General features: G+C 36.3%; 12 protein-coding genes, 2 tRNA genes and 2 rRNA genes (1 of these 16 only partly in view). 11 read left to right on the top strand and 5 right to left on the bottom strand.

The features are described 5' to 3' along the window. The 4 genes from FF52_RS09530 to FF52_RS09515 all read right to left on the bottom strand — a co-directional run. A 23S ribosomal RNA gene (locus FF52_RS09530) occupies positions 1-1,629 on the bottom strand; it reaches 1,254 nt to the left of the window's first position. 136 nt (positions 1,630-1,765) lie between these two features. Continuing rightward, a tRNA-Ala gene (locus FF52_RS09525) sits at positions 1,766-1,839 on the bottom strand. A 91-nt stretch (positions 1,840-1,930) separates the two neighbouring features. Then, a tRNA-Ile gene (locus tag FF52_RS09520) sits at positions 1,931-2,004 on the bottom strand. 131 nt (positions 2,005-2,135) lie between these two features. Further along, a 16S ribosomal RNA gene (locus FF52_RS09515) occupies positions 2,136-3,649 on the bottom strand. Together the 16S and 23S rRNA genes with 2 tRNA genes alongside form the textbook arrangement of a ribosomal RNA operon. Before the next feature lie 1,096 nt (positions 3,650-4,745). Between FF52_RS09515 and thrS the strand changes: the two genes are divergently transcribed. From thrS to FF52_RS09455, 11 genes are all read left to right on the top strand, one after another. After that, the gene (gene thrS, locus FF52_RS09505) at positions 4,746-6,692 is read left to right on the top strand and encodes a threonine--tRNA ligase (RefSeq protein ID WP_008464955.1); all 1,947 of its coding nucleotides are present in this window, start codon (positions 4,746-4,748) and stop codon (positions 6,690-6,692) included. A gap of 16 nt (positions 6,693-6,708) precedes the next feature. Beyond that, positions 6,709-7,263 carry a translation initiation factor IF-3 gene (gene infC, locus FF52_RS09500; RefSeq protein WP_083219836.1) on the top strand — a complete coding sequence of 185 codons (555 nt, stop codon included), beginning with the start codon at positions 6,709-6,711 and terminating at the stop codon, positions 7,261-7,263. 111 nt (positions 7,264-7,374) lie between these two features. Further along, positions 7,375-7,572, top strand: coding sequence for a 50S ribosomal protein L35 (gene rpmI, locus FF52_RS09495; RefSeq protein WP_008464950.1), 198 nt, complete (start codon positions 7,375-7,377; stop codon positions 7,570-7,572). Between the two features lie 173 nt (positions 7,573-7,745). Then, positions 7,746-8,090 carry a 50S ribosomal protein L20 gene (gene rplT / locus FF52_RS09490; protein WP_008464948.1) on the top strand — a complete coding sequence of 115 codons (345 nt, stop codon included), beginning with the start codon at positions 7,746-7,748 and terminating at the stop codon, positions 8,088-8,090. A gap of 141 nt (positions 8,091-8,231) precedes the next feature. Then, the gene (locus tag FF52_RS09485) at positions 8,232-8,804 is read left to right on the top strand and encodes a Crp/Fnr family transcriptional regulator (protein WP_008464946.1); all 573 of its coding nucleotides are present in this window, start codon (positions 8,232-8,234) and stop codon (positions 8,802-8,804) included. 79 nt (positions 8,805-8,883) lie between these two features. Further along, a complete protein-coding gene (locus tag FF52_RS09480; protein WP_008464944.1) occupies positions 8,884-9,318 on the top strand; it encodes a carboxymuconolactone decarboxylase family protein in 435 nt (144 codons plus the stop codon). A 78-nt stretch (positions 9,319-9,396) separates the two neighbouring features. Then, the gene (locus FF52_RS09475; RefSeq protein WP_008464942.1) at positions 9,397-11,208 is read left to right on the top strand and encodes a tetratricopeptide repeat-containing sensor histidine kinase; all 1,812 of its coding nucleotides are present in this window, start codon (positions 9,397-9,399) and stop codon (positions 11,206-11,208) included. Beyond that, the gene (locus FF52_RS09470) at positions 11,208-12,995 is read left to right on the top strand and encodes a tetratricopeptide repeat-containing sensor histidine kinase (RefSeq protein WP_008464940.1); all 1,788 of its coding nucleotides are present in this window, start codon (positions 11,208-11,210) and stop codon (positions 12,993-12,995) included. Before FF52_RS09475 ends, FF52_RS09470 begins: the two co-directional genes overlap by 1 nt. A 9-nt stretch (positions 12,996-13,004) precedes the next feature. Beyond that, on the top strand, positions 13,005-13,673 hold the full coding sequence (locus FF52_RS09465) for a response regulator (protein ID WP_008464938.1): 669 nt from the start codon (positions 13,005-13,007) through the stop codon (positions 13,671-13,673). A gap of 78 nt (positions 13,674-13,751) precedes the next feature. After that, entirely contained in the window at positions 13,752-13,985 is a 234-nt protein-coding gene (locus tag FF52_RS09460; RefSeq protein WP_035691282.1) for a hypothetical protein, read from the top strand. 67 nt (positions 13,986-14,052) lie between these two features. Beyond that, positions 14,053-14,856: an endonuclease/exonuclease/phosphatase family protein gene (locus FF52_RS09455; RefSeq protein ID WP_008464936.1), complete on the top strand. Its 804-nt coding sequence runs from the start codon at positions 14,053-14,055 to the stop codon at positions 14,854-14,856. Here the strand turns inward: FF52_RS09455 and FF52_RS09450 are convergent, their stop codons facing one another. Then, positions 14,857-16,116, bottom strand: a complete 1,260-nt coding sequence (locus tag FF52_RS09450; RefSeq protein WP_008464934.1) for a hypothetical protein — start codon at positions 16,114-16,116, stop codon at positions 14,857-14,859. Positions 16,117-16,223 lie beyond the last annotated feature (107 nt).

Here is a 16,223-nt window from a genome sequence, read left to right as displayed (position 1 = left end):
CTTACTGCCTGAAGTTTAGAGGTTTTTCTTGGAAGCCCTTAGGCGCGCTATCTCTTTGTCCGAAGACTCCGAGTACTATCGCATTTCGCCATCCTCTACGGATTTGCCTATAGAAGATATAGCTAGGTGCTTTAACGGACTATTCCGTCAGTCCGCGGCGCTTTCATCACTCCGTCACCCCATCACAGCAATAAGAAGTACGGGAATATTAACCCGTTGGCCATCGACTGCCCCTTTCGGGTTCGCCTTAGGTCCAGACTAACCCACAGCTGATTAGCATAGCTGTGGAAACCTTAGTTTTTCGGTGTGCGGGTTTCTCGCCCGCATTATCGTTACTTATGCCTACATTTTCTTTTCTGACCGGTCCAGCATACCTTACGATACACCTTCAGCCCTGTCAGAATGCTCCCCTACCACTTGCACATACATGCAAATCCATAGCTTCGGTAATATGCTTATGCCCGATTATTATCCATGCTCGTCCGCTCGACTAGTGAGCTGTTACGCACTCTTTAAATGAATGGCTGCTTCCAAGCCAACATCCTAGCTGTCTGGGCAGACAAACCTCGTTCTTTCAACTTAGCATATATTTGGGGACCTTAGCTGATGGTCTGGGTTCTTTCCCTCTCGGACTTGGACCTTAGCACCCAAGCCCTCACTGCTGGTAAACATTATATAGCATTCGGAGTTTGTCAGGAATTGGTAGGCGGTGAAGCCCCCGCATCCAATCAGTAGCTCTACCTCTATATAACTATATCCAGCGCTGCACCTAAATGCATTTCGGGGAGTACGAGCTATTTCCGAGTTTGATTGGCCTTTCACCCCTACCCACAGGTCATCCGAAGACTTTTCAACGTCAACCGGTTCGGTCCTCCACTGTGTGTTACCACAGCTTCAACCTGCCCATGGGTAGATCACACGGTTTCGCGTCTAACACTACTGACTAAAGCGCCCTATTCAGACTCGCTTTCGCTGCGGATCCATGGCTTAACCACTTATCCTTGCCAGCAGCGTTAACTCGTAGGCTCATTATGCAAAAGGCACGCCGTCACCCCACGAAAGGGCTCCGACCGCTTGTAGGCGCATGGTTTCAGGATCTATTTCACTCCGTTATTCACGGTTCTTTTCACCTTTCCCTCACGGTACTGGTTCACTATCGGTCTCTCAGGAGTATTTAGCCTTAGCGGATGGTCCCGCCGAATTCAGACAGGGTTTCACGTGCCCCGCCCTACTCAGGATGCCGCTATCCATTACATTTGTTGCCCGTACGGGGCTGTCACCCTCTATGGCGCTCCTTTCCAGAAGCTTCCGGTTCCTCATGCATGGAATCTCGCGGTCCTACAACCCCAACTATGCCGTAACATAATTGGTTTGGGCTAATCCGCGTTCGCTCGCCACTACTTACGGAATCACTTTTGTTTTCTTCTCCTCCGCCTACTTAGATGTTTCAGTTCAGCGGGTTTGCCCACCTATCGGTGTGCTATATCTTCAATATAGCGGGTTGCCCCATTCGGATATCTGCGGATCAACCGGTGTGTGCCCGTCCCCGCAGCTTTTCGCAGCTTATCACGTCCTTCATCGCCTCTGAGAGCCTAGGCATCCCCCATGCGCCCTTATTTTGCTTATTGCACCAATCTTGTCCGTTAGAACAAGACCGTTTTGTTTTGTTTTCATCATTGCTGATAAAAACGCTTTCTACTTTCTTATTATTTTCTTATCCCAATATGTCAATGAACTTTTATCTACCGTTTTTACGATAGTTTCGTGGAGAATAACGGAGTCGAACCGTTGACCTCCTGCGTGCAAGGCAGGCGCTCTAGCCAGCTGAGCTAATCCCCCAAATCTAATGATGAATTGTGAATTATGAATTATGAATTAATATTCATAACGCTTCAACTCTAGAATTTCCTTCTCTTCAAGCTTTAAAAAGTAGTCCCGGGCAGACTCGAACTGCCGACCCCTACATTATCAGTGTAGTACTCTAACCAGCTGAGCTACGAGACTCTGTTTTTTTTTTACTTAAAAGTTTATTTCTTTAAATCGACAGCAAGAGTAATGCAATTTCAAGACCCGAAACCTATAGCCAGGCATCTCATTTCCCCAGCGTGCCTTCCGGCTAACACATGGGGCTCTAGAAAGGAGGTGTTCCAGCCGCACCTTCCGGTACGGCTACCTTGTTACGACTTAGCCCTAGTTACCAGTTTTACCCTAGGCAGCTCCTTGCGGTCACCGACTTCAGGCACCCCCAGCTTCCATGGCTTGACGGGCGGTGTGTACAAGGCCCGGGAACGTATTCACCGGATCATGGCTGATATCCGATTACTAGCGATTCCAGCTTCACGGAGTCGAGTTGCAGACTCCGATCCGAACTGTGACCGGCTTTATAGATTCGCTCCCCCTCGCGGGGTGGCTGCTCTCTGTACCGGCCATTGTAGCACGTGTGTAGCCCAAGGCGTAAGGGCCGTGATGATTTGACGTCATCCCCACCTTCCTCACAGTTTGCACTGGCAGTCTTGCTAGAGTTCCCGACATGACTCGCTGGCAACTAACAACAGGGGTTGCGCTCGTTATAGGACTTAACCTGACACCTCACGGCACGAGCTGACGACAACCATGCAGCACCTTGTAGACCGTCTTGCGAAAGGTCTGTTTCCAAACCGGTCAGTCTGCATTTAAGCCTTGGTAAGGTTCCTCGCGTATCATCGAATTAAACCACATGCTCCACCGCTTGTGCGGGCCCCCGTCAATTCCTTTGAGTTTCAAACTTGCGTTCGTACTCCCCAGGTGGGATACTTATCACTTTCGCTTAGCCACTGAACTTGCGCCCAACAGCTAGTATCCATCGTTTACGGCGTGGACTACCAGGGTATCTAATCCTGTTCGCTACCCACGCTTTCGTCCATCAGCGTCAATCCATTGGTAGCAACCTGCCTTCGCAATTGGTATTCCATGTAATCTCTAAGCATTTCACCGCTACACTACATATTCTAGTTGCTTCCCAATAATTCAAGTCCAGCAGTATCAATGGCCGTTCCACCGTTGAGCGATGGGCTTTCACCACTGACTTACAAGACCGCCTACAGACCCTTTAAACCCAATGATTCCGGATAACGCTTGGATCCTCCGTATTACCGCGGCTGCTGGCACGGAGTTAGCCGATCCTTATTCTTACGGTACCGTCAAGCTCCTACACGTAGGAGGGTTTCTTCCCGTACAAAAGCAGTTTACAATCCATAGGACCGTCATCCTGCACGCGGCATGGCTGGTTCAGGCTTGCGCCCATTGACCAATATTCCTCACTGCTGCCTCCCGTAGGAGTCTGGTCCGTGTCTCAGTACCAGTGTGGGGGATCTCCCTCTCAGGACCCCTACCCATCGTAGCCTTGGTAAGCCGTTACCTTACCAACTAGCTAATGGGACGCATGCTCATCTTCCACCGTTGTGACTTTAATCATATCCCGATGCCGGGTCATGATGCTATGAGGTATTAATCCAAATTTCTCTGGGCTATCCCTCTGTGGAAGGCAGATTGCATACGCGTTACGCACCCGTGCGCCGGTCTCAAGGCCCGAAGGCCCCTACCCCTCGACTTGCATGTGTTAAGCCTGCCGCTAGCGTTCATCCTGAGCCAGGATCAAACTCTTCATCGTATATTTTAATATTATATAGTCGATGCTCTCTCTATCGGTTCTCTTCGAATCTCTCGATTCCATTACTCTTATTCTTTCTTGTTTTGAAATCTCTTTCAAAACGGCTGTCAATTCAATATGTCTACGAACGTGTATTCTTCTGTCTTCGCTTGTGTTTCAAAGCGGGTGCAAAACTAAAACTTCTTTTTGTTTCTCGCAAGAAAAACTTGAAAAAATTTTGAAGCTTTCTTATCGCTTCAGTTTCTCAACTTTTTCTTCCAATCTTTCAATGAGCTTCCGTGTTTTGCGGGGTGCAAATGTAAAAAGCTTTTTCTTTTCCCGCAAGCTTTTTCAAATCTTTTTTTTTCGAAAATCTCTTTTCCAAAATATGATCAAGCTGCCGGAATGTCTAAGAGCGTTTTTCGCCGTTGCGGGTGCAAAAGTAGAACCTTTTTCCGCTTCTGCAAGCTTTTTTAAAGAGTTTTTTTGAAGTTTTTCCGTCCTTTTTCCTAACCTTCTCAAAACGCGGGGCTTACATTTTGGATGTTTTTCACCGCGCGTAAGGTTTTTCCTGATACAGCCGCATTTTTGATATTTTTAAGCGCTTCTGATTTCTCGTTTCTGCAGAGTTTTCAGCTTTTCCACCTCTTTTCTGAGAAGATTTCAGGCTCCAAAGCTTCTTTTTCCATCTTTTTTATTCCCGTAAAGGCACTAAGACGCCAACTCTGCCCTCCTTTTTCCTCTGGAAACCGGATCTCTTAGCCCCGATAGGAGCGGAAATCCTTTTTATGGCGGGGTTCGCCATAAAAAGATTGCAGCGGATAGCGGGAAACAGCTCCAAAAAAAAACAAAATCCCAATCTTTTAAACTCCAAATCCAAAAACTTTAAAGGGCTTCGGCTTCACTCAGCATGACAGTCGAGGGTTTCTCCTTATATATGTATAAAAAAACAAACCTGGCAGGTTTTAAAAAACCGACGGTTCGGAAATAAGAGATAGTCGTATGTAACACAATAAAACTATACTGATATATATGATATATAATAGAGTAAACTTCTGCATATATATTGTATGTATTTTTGTAATCATGTATATTTGCATTCACAAAATTATAAACAATGATCAAGATTACTTTACCCGATGGGTCAATTAGAGAGTTCGCTTCAGGCGTAACTCCAATGGAGGTCGCTAAAAACATTAGCGAAGGTTTTGCAAGAAATGTTATTTCTGCATCATTTAATGGTACAACTATTGAAACCGAGACTCCATTAACGACCGACGGTAATCTTATTTTATATACCTGGAATGATGCTGAGGGGAAAAAAGCTTTCTGGCACTCAACTTCGCACGTAATGGCTCAAGCTCTTGAAGAATTGTATCCTGGAATTAAACTAACTCTAGGACCTGCAATTGCTAATGGTTTTTATTATGATGTGGATTTTGAAGACCAAAAAATCTCCGAGGCTGATTTTAAAAAGATTGAAGATCGTATTCTTGAAATCGCAAGAGGAAAGTTTGATTTTAAAATGCGTCCGGTAAGTAAAGCGGAAGCATTAGAAATGTATAAAGACAACGTTTACAAGACCGAATTGATTTCAAACCTTGAAGATGGAACTATTACTTTTTGTGACCACTCTACTTTTACTGATTTATGCCGTGGTGGACATATTCCGAATACCGGAATTATCAAAGCTGTAAAAATCATGAGCGTTGCCGGCGCTTATTGGAGAGGTGATGAGAAAAACAAACAGTTGACTCGTGTATATGGAACATCTTTCCCAAAACAAAAAGATTTAACTGAATATCTTGAACTTCTTGAGGAAGCAAAACGTCGTGACCACCGTAAATTAGGAAAAGAACTAGAATTGTTTGCTTTCTCTCAAAAAGTAGGTCAAGGTTTGCCTTTATGGCTACCAAAAGGAGCTGCTTTAAGAGACCGTTTGGAACAGTTCTTAAAAAGAGCTCAGAAGAAAGCCGGATACGAGCAAGTAGTTAGTCCACATATTGGACAGAAAGAACTTTATGTTACTTCTGGTCACTATGCAAAATATGGAGCTGACAGCTTCCAACCGATTCATACTCCAGCTGAAGGCGAAGAGTTCTTATTGAAACCAATGAATTGTCCTCACCACTGTGAAATTTACAATGTAAGACCTTGGTCATATAAAGATTTGCCAAAGCGTTATGCTGAATTTGGTACTGTTTACAGATACGAGCAATCTGGAGAACTACACGGTTTAACTCGCGTAAGAGGATTTACTCAAGACGATGCACATATCTTCTGTACCCCAGAGCAATTGGACGAGGAGTTTAAAAAAGTAATTGACCTTGTATTATATGTATTCGGTTCTTTAGGTTTTGAAAACTTTACCGCTCAGATTTCACTTAGAGATCAGGAGGACAAGGAAAAATACATTGGTACAGATGAAAACTGGGAAAAGGCTGAAAATGCAATAATTAATGCAGCAAAAGACAAAGGTCTAAATACTGTTGTAGAATATGGCGAAGCAGCATTTTACGGTCCGAAACTGGATTTCATGGTAAAAGACGCTTTGGGAAGACAATGGCAGTTAGGAACTATTCAAGTAGATTATAATTTACCTGAGCGTTTTGAATTAACCTATAAAGGTGCTGATAATGAATTACATCGCCCTGTCATGATTCATAGAGCTCCTTTTGGATCTATGGAGCGTTTTATAGCAATTTTACTTGAACATACTGCAGGAAATTTCCCGCTTTGGCTAATGCCTGAACAAGCTATTATCTTGTCTTTGAGCGAGAAATACGAAAATTATGCTAAAAAAGTTTTAGATTTGCTAGAAAATCACGAAATTCGCGCCCTAATTGACAACCGAAATGAAACTATCGGTAAGAAAATTAGAGATGCAGAAATGCAAAAAATTCCATTTATGCTTATCGTTGGTGAGGAAGAAGAGAAAAACGGAACGATTTCTATTCGTCGTCATGGACAAGAAGGAAAAGGTAACATCACAGTTTCAATCGACGAATTTGCTTCGATTGTTGACGAAGAAATAAAAAAGACATTAAAAGTATTTACAGTTTAACTTAAATTAGAAAGTCATAGCAATAAAAAGTAACAGAGGTTTTCAACCTCGAGTAGAAAAAAAAGACACACACAGAATAAACAATCTTATTCGTGTTCCAGAGGTACGTCTTGTAGGTGAGAACATCGAGCCCGGCGTTTTTAAAATAGCTGATGCATTGCGTTTAGCAGATCAGCTTGAGTTGGATTTGGTTGAAATTTCTCCAAATGCTGAGCCGCCAGTTTGTAAAATCATGGACTACAAGAAATTTGTTTATGAACAAAAGAAACGTGATAAAGCATTAAAAGCTAAATCTTCTCAGGTTGTTGTAAAAGAAATTCGTTTTGGTCCTCAGACAGATGAGCACGATTATGAGTTTAAAAGAAAGAATGCTGAAAAATTCTTAAAAGAAGGAGCTAAATTAAAAGCTTTCGTTTTCTTTAAAGGACGTTCTATCATTTACAAAGATCAGGGTCAGATTCTATTATTACGTCTTGCTCAAGACTTAGAGGAACACGGAAAAGTTGAGGCAATGCCAGTTCTGGAAGGAAAGAGAATGATCATGTTCATTGCTCCGAAGAAAAAGAAATAAGTCGAAAGCTTAAAGTCTTAAGTCGAAAGTCATAAACTGACTTTTGACTTTTAACTTTTACTTTTTACTAAAGATATAAGTAAGTAAGAATAAATTAAAACACTAGGAAAAATGCCTAAAATGAAAACAAAATCTAGCGCTAAGAAACGTTTTAAAGTTACTGGCTCTGGAAAGATTAAAAGAAAGCATGCTTTTAAAAGTCACATCTTGACTAAAAAATCTAAAAAACGTAAATTAGCTTTGACTCACTCAGCGCTAGTTCACCAAACAGATATGAGAAGCATTAAACAACAATTAAGAATTATCTAATAAGTCTAAAGTTAGAAAGTCTTAAAGTCAAAAGTAATTTTCTTTTGACGTTTGATATTCGACATTTGACTAAGATTTCTTTAGGTTAAAAAATTATTTATATAACCTTGGAGTATGGCTTTAAGTTCCTTTGATTCAATTCAGGACGCCTGCTACAAAAAAACATTAAAATTATGCCAAGATCGGTAAATTCAGTTGCTAAAAGAGCAAGAAGAAAAAAAATAATGAAGCAAGCCAAAGGTTTCTTTGGTAGACGTAAAAACGTTTGGACAGTTGCTAAGAACGCGGTAGAGAAAGCGATGAGCTACGCTTACCGTGACAGAAAACAGAATAAAAGAAATTTCCGTTCATTATGGATTCAACGTATTAACGCTGGAGCTAGATTAGAAGGAATGTCTTATTCTCAATTCATGGGGAAAGTTAAAGCTAACGGAATCGAATTGAACAGAAAAGTTCTTGCAGATTTAGCTATGAACCACCCTGAAGCTTTCAAAGCTATTCTTAATAAAGTAAAATAAAACGTTTTATAAACTCAATTTAAGATTACTTACTTATTATATAAAAACCATTCGTTAAAGCGAATGGTTTTTTGTTTTTTGACCACATATTATTATATGACTAAATAATAAATTAAATTTACTTAAAGTAATTTCTACAAAATGCAAGACGCACTTATCCATCATATTCAAAAGTTTGTACAACTTGAATCTCATGAGATCGATGTACTCGAGAGTTGTCTTGGTCTCTCACAGATTAAGAAAAAAGAACATGTTCTACAAGAAGGACAAATATGCAATACAATGTATTTTGTTGTAAAAGGCTGTATGCGTCAATACATAATTAACTCTAAAGGTACTGAACAGACTCTTCAATTTGGAATAGAAAATTGGTGGATTACCGACTATTTAAGTTATCATAACCATGTTCCGTCTCATTTTTATATACAAGCTGTTGAAACTACTGATGTAATTGCTATTGAAAAATCTGTTTTAGATTCTTTATTAATTCAAATTCCTAAACTCGAAAAATACTTTAGAATTGTAGCACAAAAAGCTTTTGGGGCTGCACAAATGCGTATTAAATTCTTGTTTACCATGTCTGCCGAAGAACGTTATAATCATTTTAAAAATTTGCAACCAGACTTCGTTCAACGTGTTCCTCAATACATGCTTGCCTCCTACTTAGATTTTTCGGCCGAATTTATGAGTAAAATAAGAGCTGGAAAAGTGTGATTTGAATTTCTTGAAGTAGTTCAAGTTTTTAAGAGTATACATTACTGACCTTTGTAATGAACTTTTAAAACACATAAAAATGAAACCAAGAATTGTTATTCCGAATGCAGCTCCAGAGGCTTATCAAGCATTGATGAATTTAGAAAAATATATTTCATCAACTTCATTAACACCTGTACACAAAGAATTAATTAAAATCCGCGCTTCGCAAATTAATGGCTGTGCATTTTGTATTAACATGCATACTGCAGACGCTAGAAAGCATGGTATTTCTGAACAAAGAATTTATTTAATTAGCGCTTGGCGCGAAGCAGATTTTTATACTGAAGAAGAAAAAGCAATCTTAGCATTAACAGAACAGGTTACATTAATTGGCAATCATGTTTCAGATGAAGTTTACGAAAATGCTGCTAAATTATTTGATGAAAAATATCTTGCAGAGATACTTTTAGCCATCATTACAATTAACTCTTGGAATAGATTAGCCATTACAACTGGAATGCGTGCATCATAATTTTATAAAGATAATATTTACATCATTTTCAAACTTTAACAACCCTCTCTGTGAGGGTTTGTTTGTATATAATTGTAAATGAACAGTCAAAAAATAGCGAATTCATCTTTTTACAAAAACAGGTATTTATACTCTTTCACAGGAACTGATATTTTTTATTTTTGGCGCATGATACCGAAAAGAATACAATTTACACTCTATATAATTTTAATTTTTATAGTTTTTTTTTCCTGCCAAAACCCCAAAAAAAATACAGCAAAAATTACAAATGACAAGGCCAAAATAGAAAAAACAATACATGCAGCAGACTTATTCTACAAAAATAAAAAGTTTGATAGTGCATTTTATTTTTACAATAAAGCAAGAACAAAATGTAACCCTAATAAGGATGCCAAAAGTTACGTTTATTGCATGTATTACATGTCCGAAATTCAACAAAACCATGAGGATTTTATTGGAAGCACTATTACCGCAAAAGAAACAATTCCTTATCTTAATAAAATAAAAGATCCAAATCAAGTATGGAATATCTATAGCGTTTTAGGTAGAAACTATTATTATACTTATGACTATCCAACTGCTATTTATTATTACTCCAAAGCATTTGTTTTGAAAGTTGACAGAATCAATACACTTGAAGCAAAAAACAATATTGCCGCTATTTATCTTGATCAAGGCAAATACAATAAAGCATTGAAAATTTTCTTATCTATAAGCAAAGAAAAACTTGTACTGCAAAATCCCATATATTATTCCAAAATACTCGATTATATTGGCATTTGTTATCTCAAACTAAAGAATTCGAAAGCTTTAACTTTTTTTAAAAAGAGCATACAAATAAACTCTGCAACAAAGCATGAAGAGGGTTTAGGCAAAACATATTATAATCTTGCTGAATATCATCATAACAATAAGGCTTTATCGATGATGTATGCCAAATTAAGCTACAAAAATCACACCTTATCTGGTAATACTAATGATCGCTTACTTGCTTTAAAATTTATTATAGAAAACACTGTTTCTCCCTCAGAGATAAAAGAAAATGCTCTTCTTTATATAAAAGAGAATCACCGCATTTATGCCTTTAGACAAAAAGCAAAAAATCAATTTGCCAAAATGAAATATGATTCTAAAAGGGAAAAAGATGAAAATTTAAAATTAAAGGCTCAAAAAATCAAAAACGAACTCCAATTGGAAAAACAGGAAAGCAAAAATATTATTTCATATATTATAATCATATTAGCATCATGCTTGATTGTATTCGTATATTATTATTTAACTGCACGAAATAATCGCCAAAAAATTGAAGCAACTTATCAAAGCGAAACGCGAATTTCAAAAAAACTGCATGACGAATTAGCTAATGACATTTATCATACGTTAGCTTTTGTTGAGAATAGAAATCTTTCTGCTGAAGAAAACCGAAATTATTTACTGAAAAAGCTAGATGATATCTATTCTCGAACAAGTGATGTATCGAAGAAAAACATTCCGACTTTAAGCAACCAAAATTTTACAATTTCACTTAAAGAGATGATTTCTGGATTTAGTACCTCTAAAATAAATCTCTTAATAAATGGTTTAGATGAAATTTCGTGGGATCAACTTGATGAAATGAAAAAAGTATCGGTTTACAGAATCATCCAAGAATTGCTGGTAAACATGAAAAAGCATAGTGATGCTACTTTAGTTGCCATAAGTTTACAAAAAGGGAACAATACTATTATAATTAACTATACCGATAACGGAAAAGGAATTGATTCAAACAAAATGGTTCACAAAAATGGCTTGCATAATATTGAGAATCGAATTCGAGCCATCAAAGGTGAGGTCGAAATCGGTTCAGATTTTGGAAAAGGTTTTAAGGTCTTAATTAAATTTCCTGCGTAATGATTAAAAACCCGTTTCCCTTTTTTCAAAAAAAAAATATTCTTTTTTGTTTGCTAATCATCTGTTTGATTCTAGCAACTCTATTTTTCGCACAGTTTTTTGAAACAGAAAAAAAACAAAAAAATTACCACAAAGCTGGTCTCTCAATTAAAATAAAAAAAACATCAGAAAAAGCTCAAGCTTTTTTTAGTGCTGGAAAATATGACAGTGCTTATTTTTACTTCAACAAAACGCAATTGCTCTGTGATCCTAAAGAAGATTATCCTGATGAATATGTTAGTTCATTAAACTACATGGTAGAAATTCTACAACGATATGGCAATTACTATGAAGCAGAAGATAAGCTTATAAAAGCATTTCCTTATCTAGAAAAAACATCTGATAAAAAGCATGGCACTAATGCTTACACGTTTATGGCTTATAATTATTTTTATACCTACAATACCGAAAAGGCACTATATTATCATAGAAAAGCATTAAAAAGAGCAAAATCTACCTTTAGAAAAGCACGAATACTATCTGAAATTGCATTTGTTTATGTTCAACAAAAAAAATACCAGGAAGCGAAAGATGTATTAGAACCAATATCCAAGTGTAAAATTGCAGATAAAATCACACCTTCAAATACAAACCTTGTACGTTCTGCTATATTGTATAATTTAGCTCTTTCCTACATAGGTCTTGGAAATCATAAAGAAAAAGCTTTAAAGTGTCTTAACGAAAGTTTAGAATTAACTATTCCGTACAATAATGATTTTGAACTAATTGCCAATTATTTTGGTTTTTATAAATATTACTCAAAATACTACAATGCAGAACTAAAAAAAATTTACGCAGAGAAATCTTATTATGCTGCAAAACGAGCAAAATCAGCAGGAAATGAGATTAACAGAGTAGCCGATCTACTTGAGGCAGACATGGCTGAGAATTCAAAAAAACACTGGGAAATTTATACAAGAAAAAATGATAGTCTCTATATAAGTAGAAAAATAGCAAAAAATCAATTTGCTGACTTAATATACAACTCAAAGAAAGATAAAGAAGAAAATCTAGAACTCAAAAACCAAAAAGCAGAAAAAGAATTAGAACTGCAAAGACAAAAAAACAGCAGCTACATCTCTTATGTTGTAATTTTTATTAGTATTATCAGCTCGGTGTTTATAGTTTTTTATTTAAATACGAAAGGGAAAAAAGAAAGTAACAATGAAGTTTTCAGAAACGAAATGCGTATTTCTGAAAAATTACAGCTTGAGCTTGAAAGGGATATAGACAAAATTTTGCTTTTTACGATAAAGAGCGACTTAGAAAAAAAAGAAAACAAAGAAAAGCTCCTCTCGCATTTAAACAATATTTACTCTATAACAAGAAAGGTCTCTAGAGAAAATAGTGAAATATTGACTAATGAAAACTACGAAATAGGACTGAAAGAAATGATTGCCAGCTACGCAAACTCCCACTTAAATATCATAATAAATGGCTTAAATACTTTTTCGTGGTCCAAAATTGATCGGGTAAAAAAAATAACTGCTTTCCGTGTTATCCAAGAAATTTTTGAGCATATGAAAACATTAAACGATGCGTCACTAGCAAGCATAACTTTCAAAAAAAATGATAAAAACATCTTTATAACGTATACGGATAATGGCACAAAAGTTAATGGTGAACAAGCAATTTTACAAAAAAGACTACAAAATGTGGAAAACCGTATTGAAACAATAAAAGGAACAATTAATTTTGATGCAAATTCAGAAAGTGGTTTTAAAATAAGTATCAAATTTCCTACATAATACAATTATATGTTTAAAAAAGTTTTAGTTGCCGAAGATTTAGACAGTATCAGCCTGGCAGTAGTTCAAGTACTTGAAGAATTACAAGTTCCTGTAATTCATCACGTAAAATATTGTGACGAAGGTTTGCTTAAAATAAAAAAAGCATTAGCTGATAACGAACCTTATGATTTGCTGATTACTGATTTATCATTTAAATCTGATCACAGAAAAGTAACTTTAAATAGTGGCGATGAACTTATTGATGCCATAAACAAGGTACAGCCTAATATAAAAAAGATTGTTTTTTCTATAGAAGATAAAAGCTATAGAATTAAAACTCTTTTTAATGAATTAGGCATTAATGCTTATGTTTCTAAAGGAAGAAATAGTATTGCTGAGTTAAGAAATGCCATTGAAAGCACCTTTAATAATGAAGAAAAAATACTTTCTTCTGATTTGTCTTTTAATTTTAATGACAAAGCCTTAATCGAAATTGAATCTTATGATATATCTATTTTGAAGCTTTTATCGCAGGGATACATTTTAGAAAGCATTTCTAAGGAATTTAAAGATTTATCTATAACACCTAACGGAACAAGCAGTATTGAAAAAAGAATCAATAAACTGAAAATCTATTTTAAGGCTAACAATAATGTGCATTTAATTGCAATCGCAAAAGATTTCGGATTGGTGTAATTTTTATGGCGCTTTACGGGTTTCCGTAAGGATTACACTTTTGATACCGTTAAATTTGTAATAACCTATTAACCTACCATGAAACCGAAAAGTAAAGCGAGTATTATATTCTCCAAAATTAATACTACACAAAATAAAATTATTATGAAAACAATGTTACTCTGCCTTTTTTTATCAATTAGCTTTGCCTTTGTTTCTGAAAAAACGGGCTGGCTAGAAATTGATTGGAAAATTATATTTATTCCAGCATTATTAGTATTGCAAATTATAATTATCGGAACTGCGCTAAAAAACCGATACAAAAAACATTAATTAATTTTAAGAAAGGCTTGATTATTGCTGAAAAAGAAGGTTCATATCTTTTTCTATAACATTTTACATGAAAAAAACTCTCAGCCTCGTCTTATTATTTTTTACCTTTTTATCTTTAGCGCAGACCAAAGTGGTCTCTTGGAATTTAGAAAATTTTGGAAAATCTAAATCTGACATCCATTTAAATTATATTGCCAAAACAATTTCTAATTACGATATTATTGCAATTCAAGAAGTTGTTGCTGGAAATGGTGGGGCCCAAACTGTTGCAAAATTGGCATCATTACTTAATGAAAAAGGAAATAAATGGGATTATAAAATAAGCGATCCTACTTCTAGCAGCAGTTACAAAACTGAACGCTATGCTTTCATTTGGAAAACCAACAAAGCCAAATTAAAAAGCAGACCTTGGCTCGAGAAAAAATTTAGTGTAGAAATTGATCGGGAGCCCTATTTCGCCACATTCGAAATCAACAAAAAGACAATTACACTAGTTAATTTTCATGCCATAACGAAAAAAAAGCAGCCTGAAACTGAAATCAAATATTTCAAATTTTTGCCAAACGAATATCCCAATTTAAATCTCGCTTTCTTAGGCGATTTCAATTGCCCTGAAAAACATTCTGTTTTTAATCCGTTAAAAAAGATGGGATATGCATCTGTATTAAAAAATCAAAAAACAACTCTTAAGCATCAATGCAAAAGCAATATTTGTCTTGCATCTGAATTTGATAATATTTTTTATAATACAGTAAATCTAAAAGTCCTCAATTCTGGAATCATTAAATTTTACGAAGATTTTGATTCACTTCAGAATGCAAGAAAAGTGTCCGATCATATTCCAATCTGGTTTGAGTTTTCTTTAAACTAATTAAGTTTTAAGCTTCTTTTTTCTAGCAGCTGGAAACAAAACGTTGTTTAAGATCAATCTATACCCTGGAGAATTCGGATGTAAATCTAAAACCGTCGGTGGATCTCCAACTTGGTGTTGAAAATCTTCTGGGTCATGTCCTCCAAAAAAAGTAAACATCCCCTTGCCTTTTTCTCCATGAATATATCTTGACTCGCTATTTAACTCGCAGGTTCCCATGATCAAGATATTCGATTTTATTAATGAAGTATCAAATGAAGTGGTTTGTCCCATGAAACCTTTTACCAATTGTGTATGATTTTGACATAACATACTCGGAATCGGATCCCATTTTGCAGAAAATTCCATTAACGTAAAATAATCTTTCTCCATCAATACTCTCCTTTTCGTTGTCATATCGATATCCGAAAACTCATAAACTTCTGGTCTTCTTTCAAGACTAAAATTCTTGAAGGCAAACGAGTTATTATAATTCAATTTTGATTGATAGTTAGACTCACTTGGATCACCGTCAAACATTGTTTCGCAAATATCCACACCATCAGCTGCAAGTGCGATATCAAAACTATCTGTAGCAGAACACATAGCAAACATAAAACCTCCGCCAATTACAAAATCTCTAATCTTTTTTGCAACCGCTCCTTTTTCCTGAGATACTTTTGCGTATCCTAGTTTTGCAGCTAAGGCTTCTGCATCCTTTTTTTGATCAATATACCAAGGAGTATTTTTGTAAGCTGCATAAAATTTTCCGTATTGCCCAGTAAAATCTTCGTGATGCAGATGTAGCCAATCATACATTAATAATTGGTCACTTAAAACTTCTTCATCATAAATTGGCGTAAAAGGAATTTCGGCGTAAGTCAAAACCAAAGTCACAGCATCATCCCATGGCTGTTTTCCTTTTGGAGTATAAACCGCTATTTTAGGAGCTTTTTCCAAAATCACCGATTCCATATTTTGTGAAGGACTCGAAATTTCATTCAGAATTGAAGCTTGTTCACTATCTGAAATCACTTCAAAACTAACTCCTCTTATTTTACATTCTTTTCTAATTTCATCAGCATCAGGAAGTAAAAAAGAGCCTCCGCGGTAATTTAAAAGCCAACTTGCTTTATAATCCCTGCTCAAACACCAATAAGTAATTCCGTATGCTTTTAGATGATTTTGCTGCGTTGTTTCGTCCATCGGAAGTAAGATAAACGAAGCTCTAGCATTAAATGTTGCTAATAGTATAAAAATGTAGAATAAACTCTTATTCATCAGAAAATTATTTTAGTAAAGATATAAAAGGATGCACCAAAAAAAGAATGCTTACAATCTTTTCTGACATAATAGAATGTTAAAAAAAACTTGGAAATGAAAGATTC

The organism is Flavobacterium sp. F52 (assembly GCF_000278705.1).
GTDB lineage: Bacteria > Bacteroidota > Bacteroidia > Flavobacteriales > Flavobacteriaceae > Flavobacterium > Flavobacterium anhuiense.
Note: the sequence above shows the minus strand (reverse complement) of the source record. Positions and strands in the feature narration are given on the sequence as shown.

Excerpts from the sequence above, each read along its gene's own strand:
- FF52_RS09450 (WP_008464934.1), bottom strand. The coding sequence starts at position 16,116 with ATGAATAAGAGTTTATTCTACATTTTTATACTATTAGCAACATTTAAT.
- FF52_RS09485 (WP_008464946.1), top strand. The coding sequence starts at position 8,232 with ATGCAAGACGCACTTATCCATCATATTCAAAAGTTTGTACAACTTGAA.
- FF52_RS09465 (WP_008464938.1), top strand. The coding sequence starts at position 13,005 with ATGTTTAAAAAAGTTTTAGTTGCCGAAGATTTAGACAGTATCAGCCTG.
- FF52_RS09480 (WP_008464944.1), top strand. The coding sequence starts at position 8,884 with ATGAAACCAAGAATTGTTATTCCGAATGCAGCTCCAGAGGCTTATCAA.
- FF52_RS09460 (WP_035691282.1), top strand. The coding sequence starts at position 13,752 with ATGAAACCGAAAAGTAAAGCGAGTATTATATTCTCCAAAATTAATACT.
- FF52_RS09475 (WP_008464942.1), top strand. The coding sequence starts at position 9,397 with ATGAACAGTCAAAAAATAGCGAATTCATCTTTTTACAAAAACAGGTAT.
- rplT (WP_008464948.1), top strand. The coding sequence starts at position 7,746 with ATGCCAAGATCGGTAAATTCAGTTGCTAAAAGAGCAAGAAGAAAAAAA.
- rpmI (WP_008464950.1), top strand. The coding sequence starts at position 7,375 with ATGCCTAAAATGAAAACAAAATCTAGCGCTAAGAAACGTTTTAAAGTT.
- thrS (WP_008464955.1), top strand. The coding sequence starts at position 4,746 with ATGATCAAGATTACTTTACCCGATGGGTCAATTAGAGAGTTCGCTTCA.
- FF52_RS09455 (WP_008464936.1), top strand. The coding sequence starts at position 14,053 with ATGAAAAAAACTCTCAGCCTCGTCTTATTATTTTTTACCTTTTTATCT.
- FF52_RS09470 (WP_008464940.1), top strand. The coding sequence starts at position 11,208 with ATGATTAAAAACCCGTTTCCCTTTTTTCAAAAAAAAAATATTCTTTTT.